This is a genomic window from Chryseobacterium sp. DZ-32, from assembly GCF_059587025.1.
Genome location: NZ_JCAIOM010000009.1, coordinates 191160 through 211981, shown reverse-complemented (window position 1 = coordinate 211981; position 20822 = coordinate 191160). Strand labels below are relative to the sequence as shown.

The 20822-nt window shown below is 37.2% G+C and carries 26 protein-coding genes; 25 read left to right on the top strand and 1 reads right to left on the bottom strand.

Going from position 1 to position 20822, the window contains the following annotated elements; all coding sequences use genetic code 11:
- Window positions 1–286 precede the first annotated feature (286 nt).
- The 24 genes from tpx to AC59HC_RS12310 all read left to right on the top strand — a co-directional run bounded on the left by tpx (window position 287) and on the right by AC59HC_RS12310 (window position 17120).
- Complete coding sequence (gene tpx / locus AC59HC_RS12425; RefSeq protein ID WP_062675275.1) at window positions 287–787, top strand: thiol peroxidase; 501 nt, start codon at window positions 287–289, stop codon at window positions 785–787.
- 70 nt (window positions 788–857) lie between these two features.
- Window positions 858–1205 carry a VOC family protein gene (locus AC59HC_RS12420; RefSeq protein ID WP_496558689.1) on the top strand — a complete coding sequence of 116 codons (348 nt, stop codon included), beginning with the start codon at window positions 858–860 and terminating at the stop codon, window positions 1203–1205.
- 107 nt (window positions 1206–1312) lie between these two features.
- Window positions 1313–2527, top strand: coding sequence for a DUF763 domain-containing protein (locus AC59HC_RS12415; protein WP_496558688.1), 1215 nt, complete (start codon window positions 1313–1315; stop codon window positions 2525–2527).
- A 275-nt stretch (window positions 2528–2802) separates the two neighbouring features.
- Window positions 2803–3393, top strand: a complete 591-nt coding sequence (locus AC59HC_RS12410; RefSeq protein ID WP_343638834.1) for a Crp/Fnr family transcriptional regulator — start codon at window positions 2803–2805, stop codon at window positions 3391–3393.
- Window positions 3394–3469: 76 nt separating this feature from the next.
- Window positions 3470–3877 (top strand): VOC family protein, encoded by a 408-nt coding sequence (locus tag AC59HC_RS12405; protein ID WP_202838588.1) that lies wholly within the window; start codon window positions 3470–3472, stop codon window positions 3875–3877.
- 96 nt (window positions 3878–3973) lie between these two features.
- Window positions 3974–4384 carry a VOC family protein gene (locus tag AC59HC_RS12400; RefSeq protein ID WP_202838589.1) on the top strand — a complete coding sequence of 137 codons (411 nt, stop codon included), beginning with the start codon at window positions 3974–3976 and terminating at the stop codon, window positions 4382–4384.
- A 25-nt stretch (window positions 4385–4409) separates the two neighbouring features.
- A complete protein-coding gene (locus AC59HC_RS12395) occupies window positions 4410–4871 on the top strand; it encodes a DinB family protein (RefSeq protein WP_343638828.1) in 462 nt (153 codons plus the stop codon).
- 226 nt (window positions 4872–5097) lie between these two features.
- Window positions 5098–5598 carry a DinB family protein gene (locus AC59HC_RS12390; RefSeq protein WP_343638825.1) on the top strand — a complete coding sequence of 167 codons (501 nt, stop codon included), beginning with the start codon at window positions 5098–5100 and terminating at the stop codon, window positions 5596–5598.
- A gap of 2 nt (window positions 5599–5600) precedes the next feature.
- Window positions 5601–6377 carry an alpha/beta fold hydrolase gene (locus tag AC59HC_RS12385; RefSeq protein WP_496558687.1) on the top strand — a complete coding sequence of 259 codons (777 nt, stop codon included), beginning with the start codon at window positions 5601–5603 and terminating at the stop codon, window positions 6375–6377.
- Between the two features lie 90 nt (window positions 6378–6467).
- Window positions 6468–6899 (top strand): VOC family protein, encoded by a 432-nt coding sequence (locus tag AC59HC_RS12380; protein ID WP_062675266.1) that lies wholly within the window; start codon window positions 6468–6470, stop codon window positions 6897–6899.
- Between the two features lie 79 nt (window positions 6900–6978).
- Entirely contained in the window at window positions 6979–7392 is a 414-nt protein-coding gene (locus AC59HC_RS12375) for an SRPBCC family protein (protein ID WP_343638820.1), read from the top strand.
- Window positions 7393–7428: 36 nt separating this feature from the next.
- A complete protein-coding gene (locus tag AC59HC_RS12370) occupies window positions 7429–7668 on the top strand; it encodes a helix-hairpin-helix domain-containing protein (protein ID WP_228432187.1) in 240 nt (79 codons plus the stop codon).
- A 134-nt stretch (window positions 7669–7802) separates the two neighbouring features.
- Window positions 7803–8000, top strand: a complete 198-nt coding sequence (locus AC59HC_RS12365; protein ID WP_496558686.1) for a VOC family protein — start codon at window positions 7803–7805, stop codon at window positions 7998–8000.
- Window positions 7994–8668 carry a VOC family protein gene (locus AC59HC_RS12360; protein ID WP_496558685.1) on the top strand — a complete coding sequence of 225 codons (675 nt, stop codon included), beginning with the start codon at window positions 7994–7996 and terminating at the stop codon, window positions 8666–8668. The genes AC59HC_RS12365 and AC59HC_RS12360 overlap by 7 nt, the downstream gene beginning before the upstream one ends.
- Window positions 8669–8715: 47 nt before the next feature.
- On the top strand, window positions 8716–9549 hold the full coding sequence (locus AC59HC_RS12355) for an SDR family oxidoreductase (RefSeq protein WP_202838592.1): 834 nt from the start codon (window positions 8716–8718) through the stop codon (window positions 9547–9549).
- Window positions 9550–9662: 113 nt separating this feature from the next.
- Window positions 9663–10091: an SRPBCC domain-containing protein gene (locus tag AC59HC_RS12350; RefSeq protein WP_343638814.1), complete on the top strand. Its 429-nt coding sequence runs from the start codon at window positions 9663–9665 to the stop codon at window positions 10089–10091.
- An 85-nt stretch (window positions 10092–10176) separates the two neighbouring features.
- Window positions 10177–10635 carry an SRPBCC family protein gene (locus tag AC59HC_RS12345; RefSeq protein ID WP_343638812.1) on the top strand — a complete coding sequence of 153 codons (459 nt, stop codon included), beginning with the start codon at window positions 10177–10179 and terminating at the stop codon, window positions 10633–10635.
- A gap of 94 nt (window positions 10636–10729) precedes the next feature.
- Window positions 10730–11188, top strand: a complete 459-nt coding sequence (locus AC59HC_RS12340; protein ID WP_496558684.1) for a DoxX family protein — start codon at window positions 10730–10732, stop codon at window positions 11186–11188.
- 171 nt (window positions 11189–11359) lie between these two features.
- Window positions 11360–13363, top strand: a complete 2004-nt coding sequence (locus AC59HC_RS12335; RefSeq protein WP_496558683.1) for a S9 family peptidase — start codon at window positions 11360–11362, stop codon at window positions 13361–13363.
- A gap of 683 nt (window positions 13364–14046) precedes the next feature.
- Entirely contained in the window at window positions 14047–14601 is a 555-nt protein-coding gene (locus AC59HC_RS12330) for an RNA polymerase sigma factor (RefSeq protein WP_228406519.1), read from the top strand.
- A gap of 11 nt (window positions 14602–14612) precedes the next feature.
- A complete protein-coding gene (locus tag AC59HC_RS12325) occupies window positions 14613–14945 on the top strand; it encodes a hypothetical protein (RefSeq protein WP_047433535.1) in 333 nt (110 codons plus the stop codon).
- Window positions 14946–15037: 92 nt separating this feature from the next.
- On the top strand, window positions 15038–15295 hold the full coding sequence (locus tag AC59HC_RS12320) for a hypothetical protein (protein ID WP_110010383.1): 258 nt from the start codon (window positions 15038–15040) through the stop codon (window positions 15293–15295).
- 254 nt (window positions 15296–15549) lie between these two features.
- On the top strand, window positions 15550–16083 hold the full coding sequence (locus AC59HC_RS12315) for an alpha/beta hydrolase (protein ID WP_343638797.1): 534 nt from the start codon (window positions 15550–15552) through the stop codon (window positions 16081–16083).
- Window positions 16084–16472: 389 nt separating this feature from the next.
- Window positions 16473–17120, top strand: coding sequence for a J domain-containing protein (locus AC59HC_RS12310; RefSeq protein WP_496558682.1), 648 nt, complete (start codon window positions 16473–16475; stop codon window positions 17118–17120).
- A gap of 6 nt (window positions 17121–17126) precedes the next feature.
- Here AC59HC_RS12310 and AC59HC_RS12305 read toward each other — a convergent pair whose 3' ends face one another.
- On the bottom strand, window positions 17127–17276 hold the full coding sequence (locus tag AC59HC_RS12305) for a hypothetical protein (RefSeq protein WP_164723264.1): 150 nt from the start codon (window positions 17274–17276) through the stop codon (window positions 17127–17129).
- Between the two features lie 474 nt (window positions 17277–17750).
- On the opposite strand from AC59HC_RS12305, the gene gcvP reads away from it, so the two are divergent.
- Window positions 17751–20609: an aminomethyl-transferring glycine dehydrogenase gene (gcvP, locus tag AC59HC_RS12300; RefSeq protein ID WP_496558681.1), complete on the top strand. Its 2859-nt coding sequence runs from the start codon at window positions 17751–17753 to the stop codon at window positions 20607–20609.
- The last annotated feature ends 213 nt before the right edge of the window (window positions 20610–20822 follow it).

The following is a 20822-nucleotide window of genomic DNA, read 5'->3' as shown; positions in this document are numbered from 1 at the left end:
TCCATAAAAAAAAGAGGCTTTTGAGTCTTTATATTGATATCTGCTTAATTTATGTTCACCTTCCGGGTACATTTATTTTAGAAATAATTTTATAATGTTCAGAGGCTGAACTTTTTGTCCTTACAATCAGGCTTTTGTAAGTCTGCAGCTACATAATAATTATGTCTGATAAAACTGATTATCAATAAGATATTTTTTATTTTCACTTTAAGATTAATTTAACCATAATAAAACCGGAAAAATTTTCTTTTTTGATTACATTTGAAAAAATAAAAAAATAAATATTATGTCAACGACAATCACTTTAAAAGGAAACGAAGTACACACAATAGGAGCATTACCATCAGTAGGAACCACTGTAAAAGACTTTGCATTGGTAGATTCAGGATTAAATGTAAAAACACTTCAAAATTTTGACGGAAAGAAAAAAGTATTCAATATTTTCCCAAGCATTGATACCCCTACCTGTGCCGCTTCTTCCAGAAAATTCAATGAGGAAGCTTCAAAGCTTGATAATACGGTGATCATCAATGTTTCTAAAGACCTTCCATTTGCATTAGGAAGATTCTGCGCGGCAGAAGGATTGAATAATGTAGAAACACTTTCAGACTTCAGAAGCAGCTTTGGGGACGATTATGAAGTGACCATCGCAGATTCTCCTATGAAAGGATTACTGAGCCGTGCCGTGATCGTTACTGACGAAAACAATAAAGTAGTATATACTGAGCAGGTTCCGGAAATTGCTAATGAACCTAATTACGATGCCGCTCTTGCAGCATTGAAATAATAAAATAATTTTTGTAGAAAAGCCTTGTGAATATGATTTTGCAAGGCTTTTTTAATTAAAAAATTTGAACATGGTAAAAAGAATCGTAGTCAATATTAAAACGAATACTATTTCCAAAGCCAGCCGGTTTTATCAGGATATTCTGGGACTGGAGGTTTTGATGGATCATGGCTGGATTAAAACATTGGGTAATGAGGAAGAAGCCAAAGCTCAGATCAGCTTTGCTGAACAGGGAGGAAATAATACAGAAGTTCCCGACCTGTCCATCGAAGTGGATAATGTGGATGAAATCTATGATAAAATGAAAAAGGCAGGCTTTGAAATCACTTATGAACTTACCCATGAAGAATGGGGAGTACGAAGATTTTTCGTTATAGATCCATTTGATAAGCTGATTAATATACTGTCTCACCAATAAAAACGGTTTTATGGATCCGTATGTTTTACCGTAATTAAACATTATTAATGATCCGGATCATTAAATAATAAGATGAATAAAACTTACCTTTACAGTTTGATAATAGGATGAAACGATCAGGAACAGCAGATTTACCTCTTCACTATGGCAAAGTACCGCCATGGCTGTATGAACGCATGTCTGTTCTGGGGCTTTCCATTATTGAAGTCATTCTCATGGATTACGGTAAAGACGAGGTCTTACGTCGTTTGGCAGATCCATTCTGGTTCCAGAGCTTTGGAGCCGTGATGGGAATGGACTGGCATTCTTCAGGGATTACCACTTCCGTTATGGGAGCTTTAAAACGTTCTGTTAACCCAAATTCTCAATCGCTGGGACTTTATATCTGTGGCGGAAAAGGGAAGTTTTCCCGCGAAACTCCATCAGAGTTAATTAAAATTGCAGATAAAACCGGATTGGACGGAACAGAACTGGTAAGAGCCAGCAAGCTTTCTGCAAAAGTAGATAATACAGCCATTCAGGATGGCTATCAGTTGTATCTTCACAATTTCATTCTTTCAGACAATGGAAACTGGAGCGTCATTCAGCAGGGAATGCATGAATTTGACGGAACAGCAAGACGTTATCACTGGCACTCGGAAAACATTACCTCTTTTGTAGAACAGCCGCACACAGGAATCAATGGGATTTCAAGAGGAAGAATTCTTAACCTTACCGATACTGAAGCTTCAGAGAACAGGAAAGGAATTCTGGATATTTCCCACACCGATTCTGCGGAAGTGATGAAAGATTTTGCAAGACTGATTCTTCCTGCCCACCATGATGTTCAGGCTTCTGATGTTGATTTGAAAAGACTGGGAGCACTTTTATATGTTACCAGAGAACAGCAGCCACAGAATTTTGAAGATCTGCTGATGCTGGAAGGAGTAGGGCCAAGAACCATGCAGTCTTTGGCTCTGGTCAGTGAAGTGATTCACGGAGCGCCGTCAAGATTTGCAGACCCGGCAAGGTTTTCCTTTGCTCATGGCGGTAAAGACGGACACCCTTTCCCGGTGCCGATCAATACGTATGATGAAAGTATCAGCATCCTGAGAAAAGGGATTGAAAAATCCAAACTTGGAAATTCTGATAAGCTGAATTCTTTAAATAAACTTCATGAGATCATAACAAAAGCAGAAAAAGATTTCACTCCGGATTTTGATATTCAGCAGGTGATTGAAGATGAAAGACAGAATTCCTGGCGCTTTGGCGGAAAAACCGTATTTGGCGATGCCCAGAAACCCGATAATCCTCCCAAGCCAATACAGCTCTCACTGTTTTAGATTTTCTATTTCTTTTAAAAAGCTTATGATTACTATCATCGGCCAATAGTCATTCCCATCCTCCGGAGGGGTGGCGAAAATTCAAAGAATTTTTGACGGGGTGGTCAGAGATAGTATGTTTCAAATAACTGTTTAAAAACAAAAAGCTTTGAAAGGTATTTAATTTCAATAGGGTATGTGCTTTTTATGAAAATATTCAATGCTTTGTTTAATGTTTCTTGCTTTTAATTCAATTAAAAATTTTACTTTTAAAGACTTAAAAAAAATTGACACCAATGACCAATAAAGCCTTAGAAACCTGCTATGATTTCCCTTTCTTTTTCCCCGAAGAGCTTGCTGAAATATTCCAGGCTCATGAAAAAAGATCTTTCCAGAAAGGTGACTTCATTCTTGAGGAAGGAAAAACGGCCAATGAATATTATATTCTTGAAAGCGGATTGGCGCGTTCCTATGTTAATGATTTCAATGGAAATGAAGTAACTACCCACTTTTTTGTAGAAAATGAAGTCATCATTGAGGTGTTGTCAATGTTTCAGCGGGTTCCGTCTCAGGAAAATATCGTTTGTATTACAGACTGCGAGTGCTGGAGGCTGGATTATGATACCTTCCAGGAGTTGTTCCATAAAATCCCCAACCTCAGGGAATGGGGAAGATCGTGGATGTCTCAGGAACTTTTTGCCTACAAACAAAGATCTGTAGAAATGTTTACCCTTTCTGCGACCAGAAGATACCTGAATCTGCTGGAGCAGAAATCTAAAGTCATACAATTGGCGCCCTTGAAACAAATTGCTTCCTATCTTGGAGTTACAGACACTTCTCTCAGTCGTATCCGTAAAGAAATCGTTTCCCACCCTAAGAAAAATTAAATCTTGCCCTATGACAAGTAGATTTTCATTGCACCTCGGTAATTTTGGATTACAATTTAACACTAAAATTACAAAAATGAAAGTCAATCAAATTTATGTGAACCTTCCGGTAAAAGATGTACAGAAAACCAAAGAATTCTGGACTAAGGTAGGTTTTTCTATCAATGAACAATTCTCTGATGATAAAGCAACCTGCGTTGTTTTGAATGATACTATCTATGTGATGTTTCTCCAGGAAGATTATTTTATGACCTTCACCAATAAACCTGTTGCCAAAGAAAATACCAGTCAGGTTCTTGTAGCGGTAGGTTTGAACAGCCGTGAAGAAGTAGATAAAATAGTAAACACTGCTGTAGAGAACGGCGCACGGCAGCATGAAGAACCTCAGGATTACGGATGGATGTATCAGAACTCCTTCTGGGACCCGGATGGGCATGGCTGGAATATTACTTTTGCAGATATGTCTCAAATGCCTGCTGAATAAATTAATCCAAATAAAAAATAAATCTTGCCCTATGGCAAGCACATTCTTACCAAATCCTGATAATTTTGGATAACAATCACCACTAAAATTTACAAAATGAATATTACAGATATTTACGTCAATTTACCCGTAAAAGATGTTCAAAAAACCAGAGAATTCTGGACGAAGCTTGGCTTTTCTATCAATGAACAGTTTTCAGATGATAAGGCCATATGTGTAGTCATGAAAGAAAATCATATCTACACCATGTTTCTCAAAGAAGAGTTCTTTCAAACCTTTACCAACAGACCTTTTGCTAAAGGAGATACAACACAGGTACTTCTGGCCATCGGGGTAAACAGCCGGGAAGAAGTAGACGGTATGGTAAAAACAGCGATCGAAAACGGAGGTTCAAAATACAGTGAGCCTGTAGATTACGGATGGATGTATCAAAGCAGTTTTGCTGATATCAACGGCCATCAGTGGGAAGTAATGCATGGTGATGCCTCTCAGATCCCTGCAGAATAATCCATAACACCACAAAATATATCATATGGAAACACAATCAAACGATATAGAAATCATAAAAAATCAGATAACCAGTAATTATTTTGTGATTACGATGAATATCGATGGTATTACCCACGAAGAATCTATGATTTTTCCCAATGGTGAAGCCAATTGTATGAACTGGATCCTTGGACATTTAATTTACATCAGAAATCCCTTACTGAATATTTTAGGAGAAGAATCTGTCTGGGATAGTGAAAAATTTTCTTTCTATAACAGGGGTGAAATTGCTTTAGATCATCAAGATAAATTGATTAGTTTTGAAGATTTAAAATCCTATCTTAAACAATCCCAGGATAAGCTGGAAGCAAAGCTCAGCACGCTTGATAGTTTTAAACCTGAAATGATTAAAGATATATCAACCCTAAGCCTTCATGAAATCTATCACAGTGGGCAGCTGGGTTATCTCCGCAGAATTTTAGGAAAACCGGGTGCTATAAAATAGCATGCTATTTTTAGACTCCTTACTTCGCTCGGAATGACAGGTGCATCGCTGAAATATGAGTATTACCTTTTCAGATGAGTATAATTTTATCGCAGACAAAATCCTTGCGACTTAAAAAAGCATAGTTTGTAAAACTCTTAGCGCCTTTACGTTTCTCCAACCTACTAACCTCTAATTTCTAACTTCTAATCTCTGATTAAAAATGAACACACCAAAATCAAAAAAAATGGAGCTCGTTATTCCGGCTTACAGAATGCATTCCCAAAGCTTTATGAACGTTTTGGACGGCATTTCGGAAGAAGACGCATTGAAAAGAATTGAAAATAAAACCAATCATATCGTATGGATGGCAGGAAACTTTGTCAACATGCGCTACGGATTAGGTTCAGTACTTGGACTTCAGGGAGAAGACCCTTACAATGATTTGTTTTTCCAGGGAAAAGCATTGAATGAAAGTTTAAAATATCCAACCTTGGCTGAACTGAAAGAAAACTTTCATACAATTTCAGCTAAAGTCTTTCAAAAACTTCATGAAGTAACCGATGAAGAGCTGGATGAAATATTTGAAATAGGAATGAACATCCCTTTCATTAAAGAAACAAAACTCAATTTTGTCGGAATGTGTATCGGCCGTGAAGACTACCTCTGCGGGCAGATAGGTCTCATGCGCAGAATTTTGGATTATCCGGGAATGAAATATGATGTGGACGAAAATCTTAAATATTAATAATGAATCCAGTAGAAAAAGGCTATAAAAAAGTCAACGGAATCCAATTATACTATGAGATTTACGGATCAGGAAAGCCTGTGGTTTTAATTCATGGCGGAGGTTCTTCTATTCTTTATGATTTTAAAGAAGTCATCGCAAGGCTTGAAGGTAAATTCCAACTGATAGGAATCGATTTACAAAATCATGGCAGAAGTGAGCACCGCGATATTCCGGAAACCTTTGAGCAGGATGCAGACGATGTCGCAGGACTATTGGCAGAACTCAACATTGAAAAAGCTTCATTCTGGGGATTCAGTAATGGAGGAAGCACGGTAATGCAGATTGGGCACCGCCATCCGGGCATTGTTGAAAAACTGGTTGTTGCCTCAGCTTTCTACAAAAGAAGTGGAATGATAGACGGTTTTTTTGAAGGAATGCAGGAAGCAACTTTTGACTCAATGCCGGAACCTTTTAAAATTAATTTTTTAAGCCTCAATCCTGATTTCTCAAAGCTTGAAAACCTTTTTGAGAAAGATTGTACAAGGATGCAGACTTTTCAGGACTGGAATGATGAAGTGCTGAGGTCGATCAAATCACCTGCATTATTTATCAGTGGTGATCAGGATGTGATGAAGCCGGAACATACTGCCGAAATGTGGCGGTTGGTGAAAGGCTCCCGGTTACTGATACTTCCCGCAACTCATGGTACTTATATGATGCCGGATTTTGATGGAAGTATTGATACCAACTTAATAGAATTTACCGTCAGAGAAGTAGAAAAATTTTTAAACCATTAAGCGTTTTTTTATTCATAGTAAATTAATTAATCCTTAATGGATCAACAGTAGAAACAATATTTTATAATAATAACTTTAAAATTAAAAATCATGGCTAAATTAAATCCGTATCTGAATTTTGATGGAACAGCTGAAGAAGCGTTCAATTTTTACAAAAGTGTTTTCGGTGGTGAATTCGTTGGTGGAATTCATAAAATGGGCAATGCTCCCGGTACCGAAAACTTGTCAGAAGAAGAAAAAAACAGGGTAATGCACATTGCTTTGCCTGTAGGCGGAGACCTGTTAATGGCATCCGATATTGTACCGGCATTCGGGCAGACTCTTACCGTAGGAAATAATAATTATGTGTCTATTTTCCCTGATTCAAAAAGCGAAGCAGACAGGATTTTTAAAGAACTTTCTGATGGCGGAAACGTGGAAATGCCAATTGAAGATCAGTTCTGGGGAGACTACTTCGGATGTTTTCAGGATAAGTATGGTGTTCATTGGATGGTGAACTATAATGAAGAATCTGCAAAATAATCTTATATTTAACTAATGATAATAAAGAGATGCTCATTTTTGGGCAGCTCTTTATTTAAACTTTTAAAAATATAGAACTATGGATCCAATTAAAATAGACATCACAATTTTAGCACCGGTGGAGAAGGTTTGGAATTATTTCAATGAACCCAAGCACATTACGAAATGGAATTTCGCCCATGAAACCTGGCACTGTCCTAGTTCTGAAAATAACCTTATAGTAGGAGGCAAATTCAAAAACAGAATGGAAGCAAAAGACAAAAGCTTCGGGTTTGATTTTGAAGGCGTATATGATGAAATTATTCCTCATGAGGTCATTAAGTATCACCTGGAGGACGGACGAAAAGTGGAAGTTGTTTTCGATAAAATAGATGAGAATACAACAAAAGTGATTGAAATTTTCGATCCGGAAAAACAAAATTCTGTGGAAATGCAGCGGGATGGCTGGTATGCTATTCTCAACAACTTCCACAAATATGTTGAGAATCATTAATAATATTTTTTTGTAGCCATGATCAATCTAGTTATCATGTCAAAGAGTTTAAACTCTATGTATGCTTTTAATTATGACTCTGCAGAGCAATTCCTTCACGGAGTTATTGCAATACCGGCAAGAAAAGCCTTAGAAAAGGAAAAAATAAATTCTTTGGAAAAACTTTCAGATTATTCCGAAAAAGAAATCATGCAGCTGCATGGTTTCGGTAAAAATGCGATGATGAAACTGAAGAATTACATGAAAGAAAATCAGGTCTGCTTTAAAGAAGCATAATATATATACAACTGAAAAATTTTGCAGTGTCATTGCAGTAAAACGGATTGGTATCGTTTAAAAGCAAAGGCATAAGATCTGTTTTTGCTGTATAGAAAGTTAAAAATACATCACCCTTTTTAAAAATTAAAATTATGAATAACGATATTTTCCCATGTCTCTGGTATGATGGAGACGCCAAGCAGTCAGCCGAATTTTATTGTAAGGTTTTCGGAGGCGAAATCACTGCAGATACTCCTGTTGTCATGAATATTGATTTGTTTGGACAGAGAATTATGCTTCTGAATGGAGGCCCTCAATTCAAAAAAATGCTTCCATCTCTTTTATGGTAATCTGTGAAACAGAAGATGAAGTTCAAAAATACTGGGATCAGTTACTGGATGGCGGAATAGCTTTGATGGAACTGGGATCTTACTCATGGAGCCCGAAATACGGATGGGTTCAGGATAAATATGGCGTAACATGGCAGTTGTTTCTGGGAGAAAAAGCAAGCGATCAGAAAATAATTCCTACCTTGATGTTTATCCATGGAAATAACGGAAAAGCCAAAGAAGCAATGGAACTTTACACGAAAACTTTTCCCAATTCAAGCATCGGAAATATATTGACCTACGGAGCAGGGAGCGAAGGACATAACATTCCGGAACCGGCAGAAAATGTTCAGCATGCTCATTTTACAATCGATAATTACAGCGTATTCTGTATGGATAATTCCTATGATCACCAGTTTGACTTCAATGAAGGAATATCATTAGTGGTAATGACAGATGACCAGGAACAAACCGACAAATATTGGAATACACTCACTGCTGGCGGTGGCAGAGAAAGTATGTGCGGCTGGCTGAAAGATAAATACGGATTAAGCTGGCAGATTGTTCCTAAGAGACTCATCCAGCTGATGAATGATTCTAACCAGGAAAAAGCCTATAAAGTTGTTCAGGCGATGATGAAAATGCAGAAAATTATTATTCAGGATCTGGAAGACGCTTATAATTCTTAAATATTTTCGGCGTATTGTTTGATGTGATTTAGAAAAAAGATTTGCATATGAAAACACAGAACAAATCAGACTCTAAGTCAAAAGTCCCTAAAGACGGGGTGTTTCCGGAAATTATCAGGAACGATTATCAGGGAAGCCGGAAGCTGCAGGGTAAAAAAGCTGTTATTTCCGGAGGAGACAGCGGCATAGGACAGGCGGTGGCCGTTCATTTTGCCAGAGAAGGAGCAGATGTCGCCATTATCTATAAAGAAAGTGACGATGATGCTAACGAAACCAAAAGACTGGTGGAAAAAGAAGGGCAGAAATGTCTTCTGATCAAAGGAGATCTTACCCGGAAAGCATTCAGAACCAAATGCGCAGACAAGATTAAAACAGAGTGGAAGAATATTGATATTCTTGTTAATAATGCAGGAATTCATACTTCAAAAAGCAGTCTGGAAAAAATCTCTGATGAACAGATTCAGGAAACGTTTGATACCAATATTATTTCCATGATTTCATTCACCAGAAATTTTCTTCCTATGATACCAAAAGGAGGACGAATCATTTGTACAACCTCTGTTACAGCGTACCGCGGAAGTGACCACTTAATAGATTATGCGGCAACAAAAGGTGCTGTTTTGTCTTTTATCCGGTCTCTTGCCGATAATCTTGCCGAAAAAGAAATTCTGGTAAACGGAATTGCACCAGGACCTATATGGACTCCATTGGTGAAAGAAGCTTTTGATGACCTTTCCACCTTTGGAAAAGACACTCTGCTGAAACGTGCGGGACAACCTTCTGAAGTAGCACCAGCTTATGTTTTTCTTGCCTCAAAGGATGCAAGTTATATTGCAGGAGAAATTATTCATATCAATGGAGGTGATTTTGTCGGAGGATAGAATGAGAAGCTAGAAGTGGTCACAATAACACTCTTACTCTCTTACTCTCAAACTCACCCACCAACGCAGTCACCTGCAACCTATTATCCATCACCTAATCCCTTAAAAAATATATGGAAAAATTATCATATGAAATAGAGATCAATGCTGAACCTGAAAAAGTATGGAGTGTCCTTTGGGGTGATATTACCTACAGACAATGGACAACAGCATTTACAGAAGGTTCTTTTTATGAAGGAACGCTTGAAAAAAATAATATTGTCAAGTTTCTTGATCCGAAAAACAACGGAATGTACAGCAGGGTGGAAAAAATGATCCCCAACGAGGAAATAAAATTTTTGCACCTTGGAGAAATTTATGAAGGCATTGAAGTTCCTCAGGACTGGGGTGAAGCTACAGAGGCTTACTTTCTTGAGGAGAATGAAGAAGGCACTTTACTGAAAACAGAAATTCAGACACCGGCAGAATTTAAAGAATTTTTTGAAGAGAAGTTTCCAAAAGCGATGTCACTCGTTAAACATCTTTCAGAAAATCAGCTGTAAATAATTGAGTTAGAATTAAAGAAAAATCTGCGAGCTCTGAGATTGCTTCGCTTTGCTCGCAATGACCACCCTAAAAAAATAAAAAATGGAAACCTTATCATACGAAACAGTAATTGATGCGCCTATGCAGAAAGTGTGGGACATCCTATGGAATCCTGAAACATATAGTGAATGGACTAAGTATTTCGGAGCAGGATCTGTTATGAAATCCGACTGGAAAGTAGGAGGAAAAACCTATTTCCTGAATGCACAGGGAGAAGGAATGGTTTCAACCATAGACAGCATGGACGAGCCCAATCATATTGTGTTTAAACATCTGGGAATGGTAGATAAAGATGGGCATGAAGATACCCAAAGCAAAGAAGTCATGGAGTGGAACGGGAGTTTTGAAAAATACTTTCTGATAGACTTTGACGGAAAAACGAAACTTCACGCCGAGGTTCAGGTAGAAAAACAGTGGCAGGATCATATGAATACAGGCTTTACAAAAGGATTAATGGTTGTGAAAAGTCTTGCGGAAGGAGTGAGCCTTGGTTCAGTGTGATGAAATTCAATGTTTAATGTTTAAGGTTTAGAGTTGGTTTCTTACCCTGAATACTAATATCTGCTACCTGCCACCTAATATCTACCACCTATAAATGAAATTACTCGTAATACTTTTCGCAACATTTATTCTGGCTTTGCTGGGGACTTTTTTGTTTCAGGGAAAGCCGGATTTTATATTTTCAGGGAATCTGGGAATGGTTGTTTTCATCCTATTTACAGGTTTTTCCCATTTTAAATTTCAAAAAGGAATGGCGATGATGATCCCTGATTTTATCCCTGCCAGGATGTTTTGGGTATATTGTACAGGAGTTTTGGAGATTGCGGCAGGAATCGGGCTTATGATTCCTGCCATCCGTGAGATAACAGCAATTTTACTCATTATTTTTTACGTATTGGTTTTTATAGCCAATATCAATTCTTCCAGAAATAAGATTAATATTTTTAAAGCCGATTACACAGGGCCGGGAATGAAGTATCTTTATACTCAAAGGATTCCCATGCAGATTATTTTAATAGTCTGGACCTGGTATTTCGGAATTTATTTACACTAAAAAAGACAGTCTGTATAGGCTGTTTTTTTTTATAATCGGGATTTTTTTTAACTAAATGAGATAAAAATGTAACATTTTATAGGTGTAACGAGTCTTATTATAGAAAAGCATGAGTTTTTACTAATCTAAAAATGAAATGCCTATATAACTTTAACCTTTAAAACAGAAGTTATGAATCTAAATCACAACATTTTCGGTACAGCCCTTATTGTACTATCCACCATTATGACCAACGCACAGAGTTCTACTGCCAAACTGCCGGGAGATCCTACTTTACCATCTTCCAGGGCTAATCTTGAAAAACTTATTTCCTACGACAAAGGAGATTTTAAATACAAAGTTGAAGATTATTTTGCAAGACCAAAAGCTTCAGCCTTTAAAATTTCTCCGGACGGGAAATATCTTTCCTATAAAGAAAAAGATCAGGAGAAAAAAAATCATGTTTATGTAAAAGATCTTGGCACCGGAAAAATTACCAAAGCTATTGTAGAAAAAGATGATCTGATAAGAAACTATGGCTGGCTGAACAAAAAACGCCTTTTCTATACACAAGATAGAGGCGGAAATGAAAATATCCACCTGTATGCTACCGATACAGACGGAGGAAATCAAAAGGATTTAACACCATTTGACGGAGTAAAAGTGCAGGCCATTATTCCTATAAAAGATACTGATTTCGTTGTGGTTACCATGAATAAAAACAACAAGCAGATCTTTGAGCCTTTTAAAATCAATTTCATTACCGGGGAAATGACCCAGCTGTATGAAAATAAAGATGTCAACAGCCCTATTGACGATTATCTTTTTGATAAAGACGGAAATCTGAGAGGTTATAGCGTCCTTGAAAACGGATTAACCACAAAAACCTATTATAAAGATCTGCAGACCGGAAAATTCAATCTGATCAAATCTGCAGACTGGTCTGATACCTTCAGTATTATAGAGTTTAATGAAAATTCTAAAAATAAAGATGAAGCGTATGTAGTAACCAATCTGGATAGCGATAAAGCGAGAATTGTACTGTATGATCTGAAGAAGAATGCAGTGATTAAAGAGGTTTATTCCAATCCTGTCTATGATGTAAGCTCAATAAGCACGGCGGGTAAAAACAGAAACTATGAGCTTGACTATATCAGCTATGAAGGCACAAAAGGAGAAACAGTTCCGGTAAGCAAATTCTATAAAGAAATACATGACAAATTAAAATCTCAGTTTGGAGACAAGGAATTTGGAATTGCTTCTTCTGATGATAATAATGATAAACTTCTGGTTGTTGTAGGAAGTGATAAGCTCTATGGGACTTATTATGAATACGACACCAAAACCAAGCAGACCAAGCTTCTGTACAACCTGATGCCACAGCTGAAGGAAGAAGACATGGCTGAAATGAGACCTATCGAATTTAAAAGCAGAGACGGATTGACAATCCATGGGTATATTACCCTACCTAAAGCGGCATTGGAAGGTAAAAAAGTTCCTTTGATCGTAAATCCTCACGGCGGCCCTCAGGGAATCAGGGACAGCTGGGGATTCAATCCGGAAACACAGTTGTTTGCAAGCCGTGGATATGCTACGCTTCAGGTTAACTTCAGAATCTCCGGCGGATATGGAAAATCATTCCAGAAAGCGGGTTACAAGCAAATTGGAAGAAAAGCAATGGATGATGTGGAAGACGGAGTAAAATACGCCATTGAACAGGGATGGATAGATAAAGATAAAGTGGCCATTTACGGAGGAAGCCACGGTGGATATGCAACATTGATGGGATTGATCAAAACTCCGGATTTATATGCTTGTGGAGTGGATTATGTAGGTGTATCCAATATCTTTACTTTCTTTGATTCTTTCCCGGAATATTGGAAACCCTACAAAGAAATGGTAAAACAGATCTGGTATGATCTTGATAACCCTGAAGAAGCTAAAATTGCTAAAGAGGTATCTCCTGTGTTTCAGATTGATAAGATTAAGAAACCTTTATTCGTAGTACAGGGAGCTAATGACCCAAGGGTTAACATCAATGAATCTGATCAGATTGTAAAAGCAATGCGTGCCAAAGGTTTTGAAGTTCCTTATCTTGTAAAATACGATGAAGGACACGGATTTGGAAAAGAGCCGAACAGAATAGAACTTTATAAATCGATGTTGGGATTCTTTGCTGAAAATTTTAATAAGTAAACTATAATTTTATAATGTTTGGAACGGAAGGCTTGGTCTTCCGTTTCTTTTTACCATAAAGTCATTGCGAGCAAAGCGAAGCAATCTTATTAAAACCAGAAGTAGTAGAGTTGGAAAACGCAAAGACGCTAAAAATTTTCACAACAATCTGTATATTTTTAAGGCGCAAGGATTTTATCTCCGATAAAATTGAAGACTGCCTATTTTAGTTTTTTAGCTGATTATGTTGACTAAATAGATTTGAGAAGTCCCATGATTAGAAAATAATAAGACAGATCGCTTGCTGAAAATCTCTGATTTTCTTGCGCCTTACAATTATACATTATAACGATAAAAACTTTGTGCCCTTGCGTTTTCCAACAAAAATATTATTTTACAATTTTATCATTCATCATTCATCAATTATCAGTCACCAACTTAGCCCCGATAGCAGCGGTTACCCCGGAACACGAGTGGGAGAGTCGTAGGGTAGGGTGTGGGATGGTCTGGCGTGAGGAGTATGAGCGGATAGCGGGAAAAAGCTTCTTTAAACATAAGTAATGAGTAATCCGGGAATAATTGAGAAGATAAAAACATGATGAATAAAAGAAAAATTGAATTGTAAGAAAAATATTTTAAATTTATTAAAGTAAAACCAAAAGGCTAACCGTCATATCAGTATGGAGGTTGTCGAAAAAATAACAATGCCACAGAAGGAGAAAGAAAGCATCATCTCACAAACCGTTTCGAACTACGGAGGGAAGCTGATGTCTTATATTCGTCCGAAAGTGAAAAACACGGAGGATGCGGAAGATATTCTGCAGGAAGTGTGGTATCAGTTCAGTAGCCTTACGAATCTTTCTGAGATCGTAAACGTTGGGGGCTGGCTGTACAGGGTGACGGCGAATAAGATCACAGACCGTTACCGGAAAAAGAAAACAGAAAATCTTGAAGATTTCGTATATGAAGATGAAGACGGCAGTTTTTCTATCAAGGATATCCTTTTGATGGATGAAAGTGCCGGTCCTGAAGTGAAGATGTTTCAGGATGAGATCTGGAAAAAACTGTTTGAGGCGCTTGATGAACTTCCCGAAAAACAAAGGCTGGTCTACGTAGAAAATGAACTGAACGACAAAACCCTCCAGGAGATCGCCGATGAACAGGGAGAAAACATCAAAACCATCATCAGCAGAAAAAACTATGCTGTGAAGCACTTAAGAAACAGATTGAGAAAATTATACGAAGATTTAAAAAGTTAGAAAAAGAAATTATGAATCATAAACACAAAAAGGGTTGGATTTTTTTATTGCTATGCCCGCCATTAATTTTAGCTGCCGTTACATGGATTGTCATGATGCTTTGGAACTGCCTTCTTCCGGAGATTTTAGGAGCAAAAACAATTACTTTCTGGCAGGCCATGGGAATACTGATCTTAAGCAAAATTCTTTTCGGAGGTTTCCACTTTGGCAAAGGGGTGAGAGATTTCAAGGAAAGAAAGATGAGAGAAAAAATGGCAGGCTTATCTCCTGAAGAAAGAGAGAAATTTAAAGAAGTCTGGAGAAATAAATGCTCCGGTGGATTCTTCAACAGAAATAACGAATAATCTGAAATTTTTAAAGAAGTAGTAAAGTAAAAATCAGCATTCATTCGTCTCTATAAAAAACAAGAAGTAGTAAAATTTAAAATTTTGAAAAAATGAAAAATTCAGCATTAAAAGGGGCTCTTGGAGCATTAGCTGTTGCAGGTGTAGCCTTAATCGCTAAAAAAGCAATACAAAGAAGAAGATTTATCAAAGGTATTTTTGATGAGTATGGAATCAAAGAAAAGTCACCTTTCGGACTGGCAGATAAGATCAGAGAAATGAATGAGGAAGACTATCAGGAACTGAAAGGGAAATTCAAAAAAGAATTCCGTTCAAAATGCTGCAAAAAGGATAATACCTGCGAAGCATAAGAAAAGTAAAAACTAAATTGAAATTGTTACATTCCGGCTCGGGAAGCTTCGCTTCCCGAGCCGGAATTTTTACATAAAATAGTCCCAGTAAAGGCTTTTTAACACTATATTTGTTTCTTTCTAATTAAAAGCTATTTCCGGTTATGATGAGGTTTACAAATGTTTTTATTGTCATACTTTCATTTTTTTCGATCATATTGTTTGGCCAAAAGTCACAACAAAAACAATATATTTTCTTTTTACATAATAAATTTTTGGAAGATCATTCTTTTGAGGAAAAGCATCCGAAATATGGTGTTGCAGAATATGAGACAATACTCAATAAGCTAAAGGATAAAAATACGATTGTCATTTCTGAGAAAAGAAAAGCGGACACAGATCCGTCAGCGTATGCTGAAAAAGTAAAAAAGCAGATTGACAGCCTGATGAAAAAGGGAATTCCTGCCGGAAGGATTACCGTTGTGGGAACTTCGCAGGGAGGATATATTGCACAATATGTGTCTTATTATGAAAAGAATCCGCAATTGAAGTTTGTCTTCATCGGAGCCAGTTTTAAAGATGATTCTTTGGAAAAAGATAAAAATTTCAGATTGTATGGAAGGATTCTTTCTATTACGGAGAGATCAGATGACGGACATGTGCCGATGTCGTATGAACAGCGGTTCGTCAGATCCCACCTAAAAGACTTTAAAGAAATAGAGCTTAATACGGGATTGAATCATGGCTTTCTTTTCAAAGCACTTAATGAGTGGATTGCTCCCACTAAGGATTGGATTTCCCGTAAGTAATTACGGTCGGTCTATTACTGTTCAGTTCTTATGATTGAATTTACTACGAAATGATCTGCGTAATCTGCGAGATCTGCGGGAAACACCTTTAATATGAAGTAGAGATTCCTTGCTTTGCTCGGAATGACAAAGGGGCTGTTGAACTCATTCAATTCATGTATTTGTTGAGAAGTACAGTTTTATCGGAGATAAAATCTTTGCGCCTTAAAAATATGCAGACAGCTATAAAAAACTTTGCGCCCTTGCGTTTTTCTAACCAACGGATTATAAGCTATGTTGAGATTGCTTCACATGCAGTTCGCAATGACTTTTTGATCTATACTTCCAACAAAATTTTACCGTAAACATCAAACGCAAAGAAAAATAAATCCTTATTTTTGTATTGCTCAATGAAAGATTACTATTATTTTCTCGGTATATCACAGGATGCTTCAGAAGAAGACGTCAAAAAAGCCTATCGTAAACTGTCCTTAAAATATCATCCCGATAAAAATGACAATGATGACTTTTTTGCGGACCGTTTCCGTGAGATTCAGGAGGCTTATGAAACCTTAATTGATCGCGCGCTGAGACGTACTTATGATCAGAATTTAGAAAACCATCAGCGAAGTTTCAGGTATAATATTCCGCCAGCCATCAAAACTTTTACAGCGAATAAAATTCATGCGAAAAAAGGAGAGGAGATTATCATCAACTGGCAGACGAGTAATGCCGATGTGGTGAAAGTATTGCCTTTCGGATTAGAAAAGCCGTATGGAGAGAGGATCTTTAAGATCACAGAATTTAAAGATGGAAAATTCCAGCTTCTGCTGCATGCAACCAATTCTCTTTTGCACAAAACGGTTGTTCAGGGAATCACCATCACAGAAGTTTTTGAAAATGATTCTGAAAAGTTCAAAAACTCGGTAGAAGAAATGTTTAAGCCGCAGCCCAGTACCCGAATAAACAAATCAGGTCAGCCTAAAATTATGATGCTGATCTGGGGAATTATTATTTTAGCGATAGCGATCTATCTGCTGATAAAAAGCTTCAGCTAATTGCGTTTATGCCATTTTCTTTCTTCCCGGGCATTTTTTACATCTTTTTCCTTTCTTGAATTTTTTACAGCATGATTTCTTTTCACAGAACATCTCTTCGTTATTGAATGAGTAAGGTGCCAATGGCGGAACTTTAAATGGGACAATCATATTCATGCTGCAAATATATTAATTTAGAATAAATATAATTAATAAAATTTCATAAAATTCTTACAACCTGATGAATAGCAGTTTCAAATTAATTTAAAAGAGTTTTAATGGAAGTAAATTTGAATGACAGAAGCTTTCAGTATAAGAATAAAAATAGATGTTGAACACATTATATTTTTAAAAAAATTCGTTTAATAGATTCAATAATAAGGGTGAAATTTATTGATGATATACACTAATTTAATAATACGCAAAGAACTTAATTATATAGAAATTGATAGTTTTCCTTGTGTATTATGTATAGAATAATGGTTATTATTGATGAAATTAATGCTAACCTTATCATAATTTACGAAATGCAAATTGTGATAAAAATCACAAATAGATGTGTGAATTATCACCTCTCTGGTACTCTTGTGAAATCATTCAAAAAATTGTAATTTTACCCATCTTTTTACAAACAAAATCTAATAAATAAAAATGAATACAGAACAGTTTGTGAGCCGTCACATTTCCCTTAATGAAGCCGATAAACAGGCGATGTTGGAGAAACTTGGCGTTTCTAGTATTGAAGAGTTAATTTCTCAGACCATCCCTTCTTCTATCCGTTTAGAGAAAGATCTTGAGATCTCGGAACCACTTTCTGAATACGAAATGTTGAACCACTCAAAAGAATTGGCATCTAAAAATACTGATTATACAAGTTATATCGGATTCGGATACCACAATACCCTTTTGCCTTCAGCAATCCAGAGAAATATTTTTGAAAACCCTAGCTGGTATACTGCGTATACTCCATATCAGGCAGAAATTGCACAGGGAAGACTTGAAGCTCTTCTTAATTTCCAGACTGTAGTATGCGATCTTACAGGTTTTGCATTGGCAAATGCATCTTTATTGGATGAATCTACTGCTGCTGCTGAAGCAATGCATATGTTCTTCAACAACAGATCTAAAGACCAGAAAAAAGCCGGAGCTAACAAGTTCTTCATTTCTGACCTTGTTCTTCCACAAACCATTTCTGTATTAAAAACAAAAGCTGAAGGGTTAGAAATTGAGATTGTAGTAGGAGATCATAAAACACACCAGTTTGATGGTTCTTATTATGGTGTTTTATTACAATATCCTGGTAAAAACGGAATCGTTTTAGACTATACAGAAGATATTGTAGAATATAAAAAACTTGATCTTCAGGTAGCTGTGGCTTGTGACCCGATGGCTTTGGTTAAGCTAAAGTCTCCTGCAGAAATGGGTGCTGACTGTGCCGTAGGAACTACGCAGAGATTTGGTATTCCATTAGGGTACGGAGGTCCTCACGCAGCTTTCTTCGCTTGTAGAGAAGATTATAAAAGAGATATTCCGGGAAGAATCATTGGGGTTTCTCAGGATATGTACGGAAAACGTGCATTAAGAATGGCATTACAGACCAGAGAGCAGCACATCAAAAGAGAGAAAGCTACTTCAAACATCTGTACAGCTCAGGTTCTTTTGGCTGTAATGGCAGGTATGTATGCTGTTTACCACGGACCAAAAGGATTAAACTATATCGCTGATCAGATACACTTTAAAGCAAATGCTTTGAAAAACGGTCTTAAAGCATTAGGATATCAGGTAGTAGAAGAGCCAATCTTCGATACTGTGAAAATCACTATGGCTGAAGATGAGAAAGCAAGATTGGTAAGACTAATGCTTGATCACAGATTAAACTTAAACTATTTCACAGAAGGTGTAGTAAGTATTGCGATCAACGAAAGTACAACATTAGAGAAATTAAACTATCTGATGGCTTCTTTTGCTCAGTTTAAAGACAAGCAGACTTTCAAATTAGAAATCAAAGAAGGATACAGTATTCCGGAAGAAAACTTAAGAAAAGACGAAATTCTTACAGAATCTGTATTCAACAAATACCACACGGAAACAGAATTGATGCGTTACATCAAGCGTCTTGAGAGAAAAGACTTATCATTGACCCACTCAATGATTTCTTTAGGATCTTGTACCATGAAACTGAACGCAGCCACTCAGATGTTACCGCTTTCATGGGAAAACTGGGGAGCAGTTCACCCATTCGTACCTGTAAACCAGGCTGAAGGATACCAGGAAATGATCCGTGAGTTAGAGAAAGACTTGGCAGAAATTACAGGTTTTGCAGGAACTTCTCTTCAGCCAAACTCCGGAGCTCAAGGAGAATATGCAGGATTAATGGTGATCAGACAATATCATATCTCAAGAGGTGATCACCACAGAAATGTAGTGTTGATTCCTCAGTCTGCACACGGAACAAACCCGGCTTCTGCTGCTATGGCAGGAATGAAAATCGTAGTGGTGAAAAACCTTGAAAACGGTGAAATCGACTTCGATGATCTTAAAGCTAAAACAGAACTTCATTCAGCCAACTTATCAGCTGTAATGATCACTTATCCTTCTACTTACGGATTCTTTGATGCCAACATTAAAGAAATTACCAACCTTATCCACGAGCACGGAGGACAAGTATATATGGATGGTGCGAATATGAACGCTCAGGTAGGATTTACAAGTCCTGGAAACATCGGAGCAGACGTTTGCCACCTTAACCTTCACAAAACTTTCGCAATTCCTCACGGAGGCGGAGGTCCTGGGGTAGGTCCAATCTGTGTTGCTAAACACTTAGTACCTTTCCTTCCGTCTAACGCGAACATCAGAATTGGTTCTAAAGAAGCAATTGAAGGTATTTCTGCTGCACCTTACGGTTCAGGATTAATCCTTAATATTTCTTACGCTTACATCAAGATGTTAGGAACAGAAGGTCTTAAAAAGGCTACAGGCCATGCTATTCTTAACGCTAACTATCTGAAAGAAGTATTAGCAGAGCATTTCCCGATTTTATATTCAAACGAAAACGGAAGAGTAGCTCACGAATGTATCGTAGACTTCCGTCAGTTCAAGTCTTTAGGAATTGAAGTGGCTGATGTGGCGAAGAGATTGATGGATTATGGTTTCCATGCTCCTACCGTTTCTTTCCCGGTTGCAGGTACTTTGATGATTGAGCCTACAGAATCTGAAAGCAAGGCTGAAATTGATCGTTTTGCTGAAGCGTTGATCTCTATCAAAAAAGAAATCGATGAAATTGCCAACGGTGAAGCAGATGCTACCAACAACGTATTGAAAAATGCTCCTCATACAGAACAGCTGGTAATCTCTGATTCATGGGATAAACCATACAGCAGAGAAAAGGCAGCTTATCCGTTAGAGTGGGTAAGAGACCACAAATTCTTCGCTTCTGTATCAAGAGTAGATGAAGCTTACGGAGACAGAAACCTGGTATGTACTTGTGAGCCGATTGAAGCTTATATGTAATCTCAGTTTTTTAACGATAAAAAATCCCTTTCATTAATGAGAGGGATTTTTGTTTTTATTGAGTATTTTCTGTGCAGTAATCGTCATTGCGGGCGTAGCGAAGCAATCTCTTTAACGCAAATGTCGCGAGGATTTTTCGAGAACTAATTGTTTCAATGTTCGCAGAGGCGTTCCACTCAGCAAAGGTTAAACGATGTGTTTTTCCGACAAATT